The following is a 13,592-nucleotide window of genomic DNA, read 5'->3' as shown; positions in this document are numbered from 1 at the left end:
AATAGCCAAGGAATCGCGTAGAAAAAATTATACAACTGTATTCAGCTTAAAATTTATTTTTGTTCTTCAAATCAATCCTTGGATGTGAATCAAGTTCATGAAATATTGGAATAACATATTGAATTTTTGAGACCTTTATGATCGAAAGGTTGTTGTTGATTTTACAAGCCGTCTACGAACTGGATGACTTTACCTGAGATTTGGAATTACACTTCCATTAACAATCTTGGGAGCTGGAGATAGTTAAAGAGCATAGAATACATCAAGTCAGATTAGTACTCTAAGTCCAAGACTGCAAAAGTTGGCCATTTACATTTAAATATCCGATTAAGAGATTGTTCATTGCATCCATATTTCTGCACCTAATGACATTAATAAAATGATATAGACAATTCAGTGATATACTATTCTGAAATTTTTCAAGAATTCGCAAGCCAATAAAACACGGCTGCTATGAAAATTGCTACGGCCACACCATTTATGATCTTCCATTTTGTATCCATGTTGTACCTATCATGGGATTTATGCATCTACATTATTTTAGTTTGTCTGTATAATTTTCAGATCAATGATGGGTACCGATCATTGAAAATAGTTGATATTGCATATTAGATCATCAAATAGCGAAAATCGAAAATTTTCGCAGAAAAGTAAATCTCATTATTGTAACCATCTTGGAATTGAGTTTTTGTAGGAATCGTGATCTAATCTTTTGAATAAGTAAATTTAGTGGTGAAAAGTTGTACTTTGTCATCTGTCATCGTGATCCAAAGATCAAAAGAATACTTAACTTTTCATCATTTCGATGGCTAATATTAATTTAGAAATTTCTTTTTCAAGAACTGCGGTGTCTGTTTGATCTCTAGATAAATCCAAAAGTCTCTCACAAGCGTGTACTTGGGCCAACATTATAGCTTCTTTATCTAGATAAAGACTGTGAGTCGATTCACTAAAATAATATGACATTTTTTGTCTGTAGGTTACCCATGGTTTTAGCTTCCACTATGAAAGGGATTTCTACAATATTCACAGCTTTAACCACCCTCTTTCTTCAACTGACCATTCATATGAAAAGGAACGAGTTTTGGACGTCGAATGAAAATCGACTATCTCAAAGTAATTATTATTTATCCAATTCATAAGGAAACTTTAGATATAAAATAATAAAGGATTACCCATATAGATCAGTTAGAAGATCTGCAAGCGCATACTTGAATAAAAGTCACATAGAATAAGCCCGCGCAGGATGATACTCTAAAGGTTAAGTACAGTTACTATTCAAACTATCTAAAGTTCTCGATAATTTACTGATTCAAGAAAATAGCATAGTTGTATAGAATATTATTTTGTCCATTGTGCTAAGATATTACCTGGCGGATATTGATGGAAGTAATGATGATATCAAACCCAACAAGTCATTTGGATATTATTATTCTCAAACTATTTAGATAGGATTCAATTATTGATGTCATTCATTTATGATTAAGTATCTTCTTTGGAAAGAGGGTTTTGAAGTATTTCACAATGGTATCTTTTGAACACCTATTGGACAAAATTAATAGAAAGGAGACTAGATACTTTTTAGTTTCTTATAGATATGACCTAATTATGACCTTCTAGTCTAAATGGGTTCTTAACATCCAAGCCATTTTTTCATGGGTTTCCATTAGGCCTATCAAAAAATCATTAGTCCCCATGTCATTGTATTCCTGATCACATTTATCGGCACTTTTTCTGAGGTATTTTATGGTACTCTCATGATCGGTTAATAAATTTGATATCATTTTCAAATCAGATGGATATTCACCAGGCTTTTCCTTCAGATTGGTTATACGCATAAATTCATTCATTGTAGCGACTGTGGCTCCACCCAATTGTCTTGTTCGTTCAGCTATTTCGTCTATCATTACATCTAATTTTTCATATTGTTGCTGAAAAAATTCATGACGCTCTTTAAAGTCCTTACCTACTACATTCCAGTGGTAATTACGTGTTTTTGTAAATAGCAGGTATTCATCTGCTAACAAGATATTAAGAATACCTACAACTTCTTTCCTGTTTTCTGCTTCGATCCCAATATCTATATTCTCTTTCATTTCATTGATTTGTTTTTCAAGCATGAATTAACAATATAAATTAAAGTTATTAAACCTAGTACAAATTTTTTACCCAGGAGAATGTTCTTTGAGAATGACATATCCATAACTGATTTTTTAGGGCCTATTCTCCAGCCAAATGACTTTATTGAGCCAAAAGGATCAAAAAAGAGGACAAAATATTAATGATCGACCAGATTAATCATGGATAGCAATAAGATTTGGTGTATTTATTTCACTTTCAGCATTTTTTCAGATACTATTTTATAAATTCATGAATAGAATTAGATTAGATGAAGATAGTATTACTGGCAGGTGGCGTAGGCTCTAGAGCAAGACCATACAGCGATTATAGTCCAAAGGCGTTAATTCCGATTAATGGAAAGCCCTTGATTGACTACATAATAAGATATATTTCTAAATCCTCTCATGTTACTGAAATCATTATAGTTTGTGAATTTGACTCATACGGAAAACAAATCATTAATTATCTAGATGGTAAGGAAGCGATTATTGGCAAGAAAATCATTTTTATTGAAGATAGAAAAAAGGGGACTGGTGGTGCACTCCTAGAGTGTATGAAAAAATTGGAGAAAGAATCTTTCTTCATGGTATGGTATGCTGACAACTTGTGTGCTGTGGATATAAACAGTCTTGTTAAGGATTATATTAAAATCAATTCCGAATCGGATGATGGACTAATAGGAATAATAATATCCAGATCGCACCGTAAAGAGGAAACAGGCAGGCTGATCCTGGACAAGAAATGTACAAAAAATACCTACCTAATTAAGGAATTTAGTGAAAAACCAATTGTCAAGCTTGAATACCCAGAAGCATCAGGAATTTATCTTTTCAACAATAGAATAATGAATTTTTTAAGAATAAAATCAAATGAGAAGGACGGAAAAAGTTTTGATCTATCTTCAGATATTTTATCTAAAATAAGAATTAGTGATAATAATAGTATCTATTGTTACGATGTGTTTCTTAATGGAACAGATTGGATAGATATAGAATCACCTACCTATTTAGAAAGAAACAAAAAACTAGTAGACAAGGTTGTATTAGAGATGGAATCATCGAATCTTAAATGACTGTTATAGTGGATGTCATTTTCAAGTGGTTACTAAACTATCAGATTCAGAGCCTATCATCACGACTATTTCAAAAACTAGAGAACCGGTACGTCATCAGATGAGCATGAAATATTGTTCTTCTGTTTTTATGAACTTTATGATTAGTCAAGGCATAATATGCATTTAATACAATAAATGAGCTAAAAAGTGAAAATCTAAGAAATGCAGTTGATTCTACCACTGATGCATTAACAGCGGTGAATCTGGTTCAAAAAAAGGGTAGGCAGGGTCTGAACAACAGCATTACTTTCGCTACCACCTTAAATATCAATAACACAGCGAGTCCTGATTCTACAAATACTGATAAATCATATTTCATGTTGATGACTATTAACTAACATCGATAACCAAAGAAAAATTTTGTGAATTCTTCAAGTAGTTTTATATGAGAAATACGATCAAAGCAGTAAATTTTGTATCAAGTTCGATCATGCACCTTTGTTAAATTCTTTAGTAATTAAGCCCTTTGTTTAGTTTTTTACTTTCTTAACAGATTAATTCCACCAAATATCAATAGAGATCTCTTTGAAAAGAAATCCGTTTGGTTTAGCATTTTTAAACAGAATGACTAGTGGTAACCACTTATCCAAATATGTGGTCTTTGCGTCTATTATTATTTTTATCTCATTAACAATAGAATCGCCATTGCAAACAATGCAAAGCGAAGCATCTCCCATCGGATCTCGTACGCATTATGTCTACGATAGAGCTGGAGTCATAAATGAGCAGTATGAGAATTTGTTGGACAATTATCTTCGTCAATTGGATGACTCGACTACAGTTGAAATTATTGTCTATACTATTCCCGGTTTTTTTTGGACACGGTATTACAAAAGACGGTCAAGAAATTCAAGATAGAGATACTCTTTCAAATTACATATTCAATGAATTAAATCTTGACGGAATAAAGGGAATTGGTAAGACTGGGAAGGACAATGGGATACTATTATTATTTTCCTCTAATCCTGACTTGTCTGGGGGTTCCATGCGAATTGAAGTTGGTAGAGGACTCGAAGGCAACATTACAGATGGAATTGCAGGAGAAATATTGGACACCTACCTGGTGCCCGCAAAGGCTCTCTATACTAAAAATGGGAATAGTACCTTACTCGATCAGGGGTTCTTAGACACTGTAGTTTCGTTGGGACAATATATTGGATATTCTAACAATGATCCGAACTATGAATTGACAAACGAACCTCAACAACAGTCTCAAATAGATTATTTTGGAATAATAATCATTGTAATAATTTTTTTGGGTGTCTTACTTCTATCCTTTAGAAGAGGCGGACGAAACTGGAGAAGATGGGGGAGTTACGGAGGAGCAGGGTGGTACGGAGGAAGTAGTGGGAGTGGGTTGAGTGGAAGTGGAAGTGGAAGTGGAAGTGGATTTAGCGGTGGAGGCAGCAGCGGTGGTGGAGGTCACTCTGGTGGTGGTGGCGCTGGACGATAATGTTTATTTATAGCAGAGTCATGTCATTTTAGACAACAGAGGAAAATAGTGTGGTAAGCAAGAGTATAGCAGTATCTTTAGGTATAGTAATAGCTATTGTGACCATCATTGTTATAATCATTGTTACCTACTATTCGGGATTTAATACAGCCTTGGCAAAAAATGAAAATGTAAAGAGGTTGGCAGCAGATACTGATACACAATTGCAAAGACGCTATGACTTAATACCTAACTTGGTTCAATCTGTAAAGGGATACATGCAATTTGAGCAGCAAACTCTCAATGAAATAACCAACTTAAGAACACAATGGATGTCCACTCCAAGCAGTGATATCTCTCAAAAAAATCAGATAAGCAATTTGATTGAAAGTGCGCTTGGTAGGATTGTATTAACTTATGAGGCATACCCTTCCTTGAAATCAGATCAGGTCGTGACTAGATTAATGGACGAATTAGCAGGAACCGAGAATAGAATAACGGTTGCAAGAACTTATTATAATGACGGCGTTAGAGATTATAACACTTTCCTGAAAGTTTTCCCGAACGTAATTTTCAATAATAACGGATTGATAGGGCTAAAACCATGGGGATTCACAGAATTACCTCAATTCCAAGCAAACTCTCAGGTCAAAACTAGTGTACCACAAGTGAACCTAACTCTACAACAATAGTAATAATTAGATAAAACCAGTAGAAAAAGCTGATCAAAAGAGTGGTCTGAGTCATGGTGACTTTCACAGTGCGATCGAAAACAACTTGAAATTAATTATTTAGGTAAATGCCCATATATACAATAATGAGACAAATTCGAAAACAATTAGTCAAAATACAATTAACTTAATTGTGAACTAGGTTTAGACCAAAATACTTTTGAGCCAACGGAAACCCGGATAGGGTACAAAAATTATTTATAGGAAACAAGCCCGAAGATAACTTATGAAAACGATTAGTTGTAGAGAAGCTGGATTTGATTGTGATTATGTCGTAAAAGGTGAAACAGAAGAAGAAGTTTTGAATAATGGTATAGAGCATGCCAAGAGTCATCACAATATGAAAGAAGAAGATATAACTGATGAAATGAAAGAGAAGATCAAAGGAATTATTCACAGTGATTAGATTAAATTTTTGATGAGATAGCATTATTATCATTTATTTTGAAAATTTGATGCCTTTTTAGAAAACCGATCAAACTTCTAGTGGTTATATAGGAGCAGGGGAACTTAATCCGATAAATGTCACGATTAACCTTTTCGGGCTGGACGGATTTACGAAAAGTTAAGTGTTCTATTGAACCCTAATTCATGTTGCTATTCTGACTCATGTAGAACTCATATTGAGTTTTCATTTTTTGAATATCAATTTCCAATTGATATTTGATATCTGATAATTTTTCAGTGTTAATTTTTATTTTAAAATATTCTTCCTTTTGTTTTTCTAGTACAAAATTATTATCAACTATAAGTTTGATCTTATGTTTTTCAGGATGGTCATATTTTTTCATTACATTATGATACTTTACAAAACCTGGGATATCTTTTTCGACCTGAGCAAAATTATTATTGACAAAATCTCTACCTTCAAGTCTCACAAAGTCTGCATGTATTTGCTCAGCCTCACTTGGAAGGATATCCAATTCTATGACTACATCTACTAAAGGTTTATTTCCTTAAACATGAGAAATGCGTTTGACCTATTTGATTTTTCTGAATTAGTTTTTTGAATTCCTAGGTATTCGTTAATGATTGAAGAAATGTCTCTAATACTGATTCTTACAATCTTGGCAATTTGATTATAAGGTACACCTTCTAGGTAAAGCTCAATTACTCTTTTTTTCTTTTCATCTTTTGATAAAATCCTGTTATTTTATTGGTATGAATTAATATTTGAGTTAAGTTGCATATTTTATAGCTGATCGTTTATCCAAACAATTTGCTTATAAGACTTCTAATGATACCATTAATATCATTACAGTGACTCAAGCCGTATCAAAAATGATATGGCTTATCTAAACCACAGATGATTAGCACGCATCATGTCTTGCATCATAAAGGATAAATAGATATTCTCTATTGATTGGTGAAAAATTACGGCGACATATCATGCTATTTTAGAAAAAAGTCACTCGCTTGAGAATCAGAATCTCAAAAAAACTCGTAAATTCCTCTACACCGCCAGGTGGTCATACTGAAATCATAGTAAGTAAGGTCCTACTATATGTGCACACTACTAATATCAACTAGGATCGATAAAATCTGAATATCTTGATATTATTACCTTGATCAATTCTGGAAGCCTGCGATCATCTGGCAAACGACACATTGAATCTGTAGTTGCAAAGTAGTAGAGATCTGTATCCTGGACCATGTACGACATAAATATTCAACTAAGAATAAGCAGATAGTCGCAATGATAGACTAGAAATCAAACGACCGCCTTTTGCAGATTAGAAAATCACAGTGAAAATAAGAACAAAGACAACCCGTTTGTACTTCAAACAAAATCCCGGAAATTGGTAGACATCGTCCTACGAATGTATGGTACGAAGAAATATTCTCGTAAATGGAATTGGATTTGTGATAATCTAGTGCAGGAAAGAAGGAGATCTTGAAAACACTTTCAATCTATTGTCCCAAAGAATGTGGATGGAAGGTATATGAATACATCTGGAAAGGATATAGCAAAATCTTGACATCATAGTAAGTATCTGTGTATATGACGCTCTTCTTCGATCATATCAACTTTCAGCAGTAATTTTATGAAGCATATATCGCAATACATTAATTATGAAAATCAAAAGATTTTGGCATCATAAAATGTATAAATAAAAACCTCACCATAAACTACGCAACAACCAAACATCATATTTAAAGAGGTTGTGGTAGTTGTCATTTGCATTCAAAAGCTTTATAGATCTAAAGGTAAACTAAATGAGAACGTGGCACCATTCCCATCAGCATTATCTTGAGCCCATATCTGTCCGCCGTGTGCTTCGATTATATTTTTGGCTATGTACAAACCTAGTCCTGTGCCTTGGGTTGACTTTGTTGCAAATTTTGTAAATAACCGAGGCAAAATTTCCCTGTCAATGCCCTTCCCTCTATCTATGACAGATACTATCACTATTTCCACATCTTGATCATATGGAACTTCTACCTTTTCCTTATCAAACCCAGGGGAAATCCCCTTATTTTTCTTTGACTTAATAGCTGAAATAATAATTGGGTTACCATTTGAAAATTTTATTGCATTATTTAACAGATTTGAGAGAACCTCAAAAATTCTTAGCTTATCAGCAAATACGTTAATTGGACTTTGTTGAGGTTCAAATACTATCTTTATCGGATTATTGGGATTATTTGGCTCTCTATAGTTACTGGATTTGTTGCTTATATCTTTGATTACATTTTCGATTTTCTCATTTAGATTAAAAAATTCTTTATGCAACTCTAATCTATTACCTTCAATTCTTGAAGTATCTAGAATATCATTCACTAATTTCTCAAGTCTTTGTGAATTCCTATACGTGGAAATAAGGGCCTTTCTAAATTCGACCAACTTTTCTTTGTTTTCGACCAAATCTCGAAATTCTCTAGCGATTTCATCTTGATTTATGGATGTTTCTTGTAGCATCGATGGAAGATATGTCATCTCAACTAATTCCAAATTTCCCGATATTGCCTGAGTTGGAGTCCGGAGTTCATGCGCAGCAACGTTGATAAATTCTTTTTGTAATTTGTCATGTGATTGCAAGTCTTCGTTGGCTTTTTCTAATTTTGCAATCGAATCTGTTAATTGAGAGGTCTTCACATCCACCACATTCTTTAAAATTTGGTTCCAGCGTAGCAAGATAATTGTCACTATGATTGCTATTGAGGCAATTCCTAGGATTATCGTAAAATTAACCAGATTTTGTGCATTAATCAAACCTATTACATCTCCAGCAAGAGTATGTGGAATAGTTATAAACAAAGTACCAATTCTGTTCTCCTGTCCCTGGCTGCCTGGAACTAACACTGCCTGGTAAGCTATTGTGGTGGTAGAATTCTCAAAGCTGAATTCATCTACACCACTTTCAGCAGCAAGCGCTTTATGTATGATGTTATTAAATCTCTCCTCATTATCCTTTAGAGAAGTTTTCATGAAAGATTGAAATTCGGGTCCAAAATAATCTTTACCTATAAAGGTTTGATTTGGTGAATATATTATGGTACCATCTCGGTCAAGAAACCCTATTTCGCCATTAAATTTTGGATGCAATTGACTTTCAAGGAAATTCCCAAGGGTTTTTGCTGCTATCGAAGCCACTACCACCCCTTTGAAAGAGGTAGAATTGCTTCTGGATTGTTGTAGATCTACAGCAGGATCGAGTAACTCGGTATTATTACTCCTAGTAATCGGGAATGAAATATAGATTCTTGGTACGCTGTCGTTGGATTCAATCACAGTGCTTGTATAAAGGGTTCCATTCAGTTTTGGAATTTGAAAATAATCTCTGTGGCTTAGATTGATACCTTTGAAAGGTGCATATTGTTCTTTATTTATACCGGTAAAGGTTACTAACGTCCCATTGCGATCTAATAGATAATATCCATCCGCTACATAGTTAGTAGAGTTCAGGGCTAGGTCAAGTAATCTTTGAATTCCAGTAATATTCCAGTTTGTGATCGATGGGGAATTAACAATTCTTTCCAAATTTGAATTTACAAAATATATAGAATTTTGAAGGATGTTTGAAATGCTGTAGACTTCAATCTCTGAATTTGTTTGCAAATCATCCAATGCTAGTTCCTGAATTTGATTTGCTGTTTGAGTAAAATAGTTAAAAGATAAGATCCCCAAGATTACTGAAGACACGAGTAATATGGGTAAGATAACAAAGGTTTTACCATAATCTGCTAAACGCAATGTTTTATTTTGTGATAGCACGTTATAATTAATTTGCTCTATCACTTTTGATACCTACATCATTTTTTATTACGGAGGGACTAGCGAACCTATTTTTATACCCACTAATGCTCTCCACCCACGAGTACCCAGAGGAGAGTCAGACCTGTTCTTCAGACCGAATCATAATGATTTACCGGGCAGAAAATGGCTAAAAGATGCATTGAATTTAATAATATGAAAAATAGCTGGCTGCAGGATATTAAAACAAATGGAGGAATGCTATGAAATATGATACCAGCCCAGATGTTTTGAAATCTACTATAAAGTATATTTTTAATTAACATTTCTTTATATTTTTTCTTTCCGGAAAGTGAAGACCATTATTTGCATGATATTTTTACATAGTAATATTAGTCCGACAAACAATACTAATTAGTATGCAAATGATAGAATCAATTATTGTCCCTTTAAGAGTGGCAGTGATCAAACCAATAGTTTTGGTGTGATCAGTCATGTTATTGTATTTGGTCGAAATTGGCTTGTGCTATGGTGATTTAAGCCGATCAGTCACAATTTTTATTTTCATGTTTGCAAAATGCCGTTACTCCGAGCCCCAAAATACTTGCAGCTATTGGACCTATCAACAGAGCTGAACTCGGTGGTAAATTTAGTTGGTCAATTATGTGATTGACTAGGGATGCACCCTTTATGTTGTTTTCAAATTTTACTTTTTTGTGAAGACTGCCATTTGTATTACACAACTCTTCATGTAACGCGTCTGCATATGCTATCCATACAGATCTACCATCAGGACTCGTCTTGTTAAATTCAAAATCAACTTCATAGATAGCCGGCATAATTAAATCTACATCAACGTTATTTTTCCTGTAATTAATCAAAATTTCTTCAAGTTTATAATAGACTACTCTGAGATTGCCATTGGAATTTCTTAATTGCAGTGCTACTTGGTCTGCCAATTCTCCTGCTTTTTCAATATCAGAAAAAATCACCCATTTCTCAACTCCGTTAGATTTTCGTGAATTCATTGCTTATAACATTTTAAGGCATCTCAATTAGATAATTCATTATTTTTCCAACCTATTGGATAATCGGGCGAAAAATAGGGAGATCGCTAATATATCCGAAATTAGTGGATATGTAAACCCCTACCAATTGGAATTGGCCTAATCATAAACAAGAGTTTGTTGCGTAGATAAATGGACTCAAATTGTGACCCTAACCCTTCTAGTCTGATTCTTATAGTATCCATGTTAACATGGATTCTTTTAATCCAAACATTGCAGGTTCTTATGTTGTGATAAAATCATTTCTATTAAGGTTCAAAAAACAACCGATACGGAAGATAAGATTAAATGGTCTATTCTGAATTCCGGTAATTCATATATAGTATTAGAGGAAGAACGTTTTTGATGATAGTAAATTGGTATAATACAGCAAATTAGTAGGGTCTTTCTAGGACATATGTTAGGTTATCCTATGCCGATTTCATAACATAAAAATCTAAAATAAGTAAAGGTATTTTTTTGTTTCCTATGAATCAGGAATATATCAATACTACAAATAAAATAAAGGTAGTGTCAAAACCTCTTCCCGCAAGGAAATTGGGTACTAATAAAGTGGAAAACCAAATGAGTAATTAAGAAAAATCACTTTAAACACTAATTGTAAATAATTCGAAGTTAGCGTATTGGCTCTATTGAACAAATCAATTCTGCAAGTCTAAATGGTCTTGTAAAAATGTCGCTCTCGTGAATTTTGGCCGACTTTAGTAATTTATTAGGCAGGTGTTCTCTCGGAGAAGCGCTCATGATCATAATTCTTTGGTATGGACACTGTTTATGAATCTCGATTGCGACTTCTAATCCAGAAAGCCCATCTAAATGGGAATCCAGTAATACAACATCATAATTTTTTCTCCTATTGGCAACGGTATCAGAAAAGAGACGTAAAGCTTCATCACCCCTATCCGCAGTGATGTAATCAAAATTTAAAGATTCTAAATATAGTTTGATCACTGCCCGGACACCAGAGTTTGATTCAGCTAACAGCACTCGGTATTTCTTATTTTTCTTTACATAAGGGCCGGGATGAATCTTTGTCAGGTTCTTATTGTTTGTAGAATGCGTAAGTACATGTGCTCTCCTTGGTAACGATATATGTTTATCACTGTTACTATGCGGATTTTTTATATCTTTCTTATAAGATGCTACGTAATGCAAATAGTCAATTGACACAATATCACCCCTATATACTCTAAATTAGATAACATAGTTAATAAAGCATAAAATAAGGTTAATATATGTTAGTTCACAAAATAACAAAAATCATTTGATTTAGTTATTGCCCCTTCATATACACTATCCATGATTAGAAATATTTTGTATTAGAGGTTGTCCCTCAATTCTGGAAATAGCGTACTTCCTACCCCCTTTATCTATGTGTGCATGCATCGACTTATTGTCAGATAATTAATTCAAGATTGATAATATTATGTTTATGAACATATATTTATCCTTCTATTGGTACCGATAGTATTATCCCTATGGATGATCAGTCTTCTGGCAAATTAATCCGAAAACGAAATTGCTGGTCGATCTTTTTGTTCTACCTATTTGTTTAGGGGATATGCATCCATATTTTGTAAACGATGATTATATGGATTAAAGAATGAGAGCGATAAGGTAGGAGTGTAAAGTATAGATATAGTCGATAGTTCGCTCACTCAGCCAGACAACATTGACTAGCAAAACCACCAGGTAACTTAGATTTCCAAATTCTTTGTTGATACATACTCAATCAAACACCAAAAGTAATTCTTATTAACAAATTTATTTGAATCATGTTAATAAATGATGTACACTTAAATGAATGACGGAATAACCATAGTTTCGGCAGCTCCCAGCTCAAATCAAACCAAGGCTCAAGAGTACATGGTGTTGAGTCATCACTTTAGGGGCAATAATATACATTCAGGCTCATTTAAGATCGAAGAATTATTGAAGTTCGTTAATGAACTAAAACCAGAGATGATAACCATTTTTACAGCTGATATGCATGGAAGGACAATAGTTTCATTTTTAGAATATTTTTTATCAAGAAAATTTAGATCAGTTCTTTATGAACTTTCTTCAGGTCATAGAGGAACGATCCGCTCAAGAATCATCGTAATTAAAATGCAAAAATATATTTAACAACATAACAGTAGAATGTCAATCAAATGTTTCTACTTAATCTAAACTCATCAGAATGATATTAAATGAGATTTAAAGACCTACAGTCCATCAACAGACCATGACAGAAATCGCGAACTAATTTGAAAAAATTAAACAGACAAATCCCTTGAACGTTATGATTGACTTTTCAACAACATTCCTAGTAATTTGACAGGTATCAAGTTTGGGCGTCTATGGCTTTAACTGTTCCATTAAAGATATCATATCTACCAGGTTCCAACGCTGAACACATTTTCTATCCTTAAAGTAAAATATTGTCATTCCATTCACTCTAAAAGTCTTATTGGTTGGAGATATCTCCAAAAACTTTCCCCTATGAGTTCCAAATAAAACGTATCTGCAAACAACCTTATTTTCCTCGATAATAATGTCATCAAATATGATTCTTATATCTGGGAACGCGTTCCAAAGCATATAGATAAATTGCTTAAAACCTTCTTTATTACCTGGTAAATTAGGAGGGAAACCGTGTATTATTAGAGAATCATCATAAAAGTCAAAATAAGCCGTTTCTCTATTTTGAGGATCGTTAAAAGTTTCAGCCAATTTTTGAACATTTTGCCTTAAAGGCTCAGTTGTGGTCACAAATAGAATACATATTCCTTTCTCTTAAGATTTTCCTTCTAATGACCCTGTTTTGGTATATCATGGAGATTTTGTATATGTAAATAATATGTCAGTTAGCCAACATAGTTAGGTGTTGGTTAAATATTCATGGTTGGTATATTCTAATGCTGACCATATCCTAAACAAATTATTACTA

At 33.5% G+C, this 13,592-nt stretch carries 14 protein-coding genes; 6 read left to right on the top strand and 8 right to left on the bottom strand.

Features of this window, described 5'->3' with window-relative positions; translation table 11 throughout:
- Window positions 1–786 precede the first annotated feature (786 nt).
- Both NMY3_RS08045 and NMY3_RS08040 read right to left on the bottom strand, forming a co-directional pair.
- On the bottom strand, window positions 787–966 hold the full coding sequence (locus NMY3_RS08045; protein ID WP_196818390.1) for a hypothetical protein: 180 nt from the start codon (window positions 964–966) through the stop codon (window positions 787–789).
- Between the two features lie 650 nt (window positions 967–1,616).
- Window positions 1,617–2,096 (bottom strand): Dps family protein, encoded by a 480-nt coding sequence (locus tag NMY3_RS08040; RefSeq protein WP_196818389.1) that lies wholly within the window; start codon window positions 2,094–2,096, stop codon window positions 1,617–1,619.
- A 293-nt stretch (window positions 2,097–2,389) separates the two neighbouring features.
- On the opposite strand from NMY3_RS08040, the gene NMY3_RS08035 reads away from it, so the two are divergent.
- A complete protein-coding gene (locus NMY3_RS08035) occupies window positions 2,390–3,193 on the top strand; it encodes a nucleotidyltransferase family protein (RefSeq protein ID WP_196818388.1) in 804 nt (267 codons plus the stop codon).
- A 536-nt stretch (window positions 3,194–3,729) separates the two neighbouring features.
- Here the strand turns inward: NMY3_RS08035 and NMY3_RS08030 are convergent.
- The gene (locus NMY3_RS08030) at window positions 3,730–3,912 is read right to left on the bottom strand and encodes a hypothetical protein (RefSeq protein ID WP_196818387.1); all 183 of its coding nucleotides are present in this window, start codon (window positions 3,910–3,912) and stop codon (window positions 3,730–3,732) included.
- Here NMY3_RS08030 and NMY3_RS17070 point away from each other — a divergent pair.
- The 4 genes from NMY3_RS17070 (at window position 3,890) to NMY3_RS08015 (ending at window position 5,804) form a co-directional block, all read left to right on the top strand.
- The gene (locus NMY3_RS17070; RefSeq protein ID WP_425319400.1) at window positions 3,890–4,093 is read left to right on the top strand and encodes a TPM domain-containing protein; all 204 of its coding nucleotides are present in this window, start codon (window positions 3,890–3,892) and stop codon (window positions 4,091–4,093) included. The two genes, NMY3_RS08030 and NMY3_RS17070, sit on opposite strands and share 23 nt — an antisense overlap.
- Complete coding sequence (locus tag NMY3_RS08025; RefSeq protein ID WP_196818386.1) at window positions 4,026–4,688, top strand: TPM domain-containing protein; 663 nt, start codon at window positions 4,026–4,028, stop codon at window positions 4,686–4,688. Before NMY3_RS17070 ends, NMY3_RS08025 begins: the two co-directional genes overlap by 68 nt.
- A gap of 50 nt (window positions 4,689–4,738) precedes the next feature.
- Window positions 4,739–5,359 carry a LemA family protein gene (locus NMY3_RS08020; protein ID WP_196818385.1) on the top strand — a complete coding sequence of 207 codons (621 nt, stop codon included), beginning with the start codon at window positions 4,739–4,741 and terminating at the stop codon, window positions 5,357–5,359.
- Window positions 5,360–5,624: 265 nt separating this feature from the next.
- Entirely contained in the window at window positions 5,625–5,804 is a 180-nt protein-coding gene (locus tag NMY3_RS08015; RefSeq protein ID WP_196818384.1) for a DUF1059 domain-containing protein, read from the top strand.
- Between the two features lie 178 nt (window positions 5,805–5,982).
- Here NMY3_RS08015 and NMY3_RS08010 read toward each other — a convergent pair whose 3' ends face one another.
- The 4 genes from NMY3_RS08010 to NMY3_RS07995 all read right to left on the bottom strand — a co-directional run bounded on the left by NMY3_RS08010 (window position 5,983) and on the right by NMY3_RS07995 (window position 11,830).
- Window positions 5,983–6,321 carry a hypothetical protein gene (locus NMY3_RS08010; RefSeq protein WP_196818383.1) on the bottom strand — a complete coding sequence of 113 codons (339 nt, stop codon included), beginning with the start codon at window positions 6,319–6,321 and terminating at the stop codon, window positions 5,983–5,985.
- Between the two features lie 1,271 nt (window positions 6,322–7,592).
- On the bottom strand, window positions 7,593–9,638 hold the full coding sequence (locus NMY3_RS08005) for a sensor histidine kinase (protein ID WP_196818382.1): 2,046 nt from the start codon (window positions 9,636–9,638) through the stop codon (window positions 7,593–7,595).
- 500 nt (window positions 9,639–10,138) lie between these two features.
- Window positions 10,139–10,621 (bottom strand): hypothetical protein, encoded by a 483-nt coding sequence (locus NMY3_RS08000; protein WP_196818381.1) that lies wholly within the window; start codon window positions 10,619–10,621, stop codon window positions 10,139–10,141.
- 654 nt (window positions 10,622–11,275) lie between these two features.
- On the bottom strand, window positions 11,276–11,830 hold the full coding sequence (locus NMY3_RS07995) for a response regulator (RefSeq protein ID WP_196818380.1): 555 nt from the start codon (window positions 11,828–11,830) through the stop codon (window positions 11,276–11,278).
- Window positions 11,831–12,460: 630 nt separating this feature from the next.
- Between NMY3_RS07995 and NMY3_RS07990 the strand changes: the two genes are divergently transcribed.
- Complete coding sequence (locus tag NMY3_RS07990) at window positions 12,461–12,787, top strand: hypothetical protein (protein WP_196818379.1); 327 nt, start codon at window positions 12,461–12,463, stop codon at window positions 12,785–12,787.
- Window positions 12,788–13,000: 213 nt separating this feature from the next.
- Here NMY3_RS07990 and NMY3_RS07985 read toward each other — a convergent pair whose 3' ends face one another.
- A complete protein-coding gene (locus tag NMY3_RS07985; RefSeq protein WP_196818378.1) occupies window positions 13,001–13,414 on the bottom strand; it encodes an ester cyclase in 414 nt (137 codons plus the stop codon).
- Between the last annotated feature and the right edge of the window lie 178 nt (window positions 13,415–13,592).

The sequence above is a fragment of the Candidatus Nitrosocosmicus oleophilus genome, from assembly GCF_000802205.1.
Taxonomy (GTDB): domain Archaea; phylum Thermoproteota; class Nitrososphaeria; order Nitrososphaerales; family Nitrososphaeraceae; genus Nitrosocosmicus; species Nitrosocosmicus oleophilus.
This window is presented reverse-complemented; position numbering and strand designations above follow the sequence as displayed.

Bases quoted from the DNA above. Each gene is read 5' to 3' on its own strand.
- NMY3_RS08045 (WP_196818390.1), bottom strand. From the start codon at position 966: ATGTCATATTATTTTAGTGAATCGACTCACAGTCTTTATCTAGATAAA.
- NMY3_RS08040 (WP_196818389.1), bottom strand. From the start codon at position 2,096: ATGAAAGAGAATATAGATATTGGGATCGAAGCAGAAAACAGGAAAGAA.
- NMY3_RS08035 (WP_196818388.1), top strand. From the start codon at position 2,390: ATGAAGATAGTATTACTGGCAGGTGGCGTAGGCTCTAGAGCAAGACCA.
- NMY3_RS17070 (WP_425319400.1), top strand. From the start codon at position 3,890: ATGCAAAGCGAAGCATCTCCCATCGGATCTCGTACGCATTATGTCTAC.
- NMY3_RS08030 (WP_196818387.1), bottom strand. From the start codon at position 3,912: ATGGGAGATGCTTCGCTTTGCATTGTTTGCAATGGCGATTCTATTGTT.
- NMY3_RS08015 (WP_196818384.1), top strand. From the start codon at position 5,625: ATGAAAACGATTAGTTGTAGAGAAGCTGGATTTGATTGTGATTATGTC.
- NMY3_RS08000 (WP_196818381.1), bottom strand. From the start codon at position 10,621: ATGAATTCACGAAAATCTAACGGAGTTGAGAAATGGGTGATTTTTTCT.
- NMY3_RS07990 (WP_196818379.1), top strand. From the start codon at position 12,461: ATGAATGACGGAATAACCATAGTTTCGGCAGCTCCCAGCTCAAATCAA.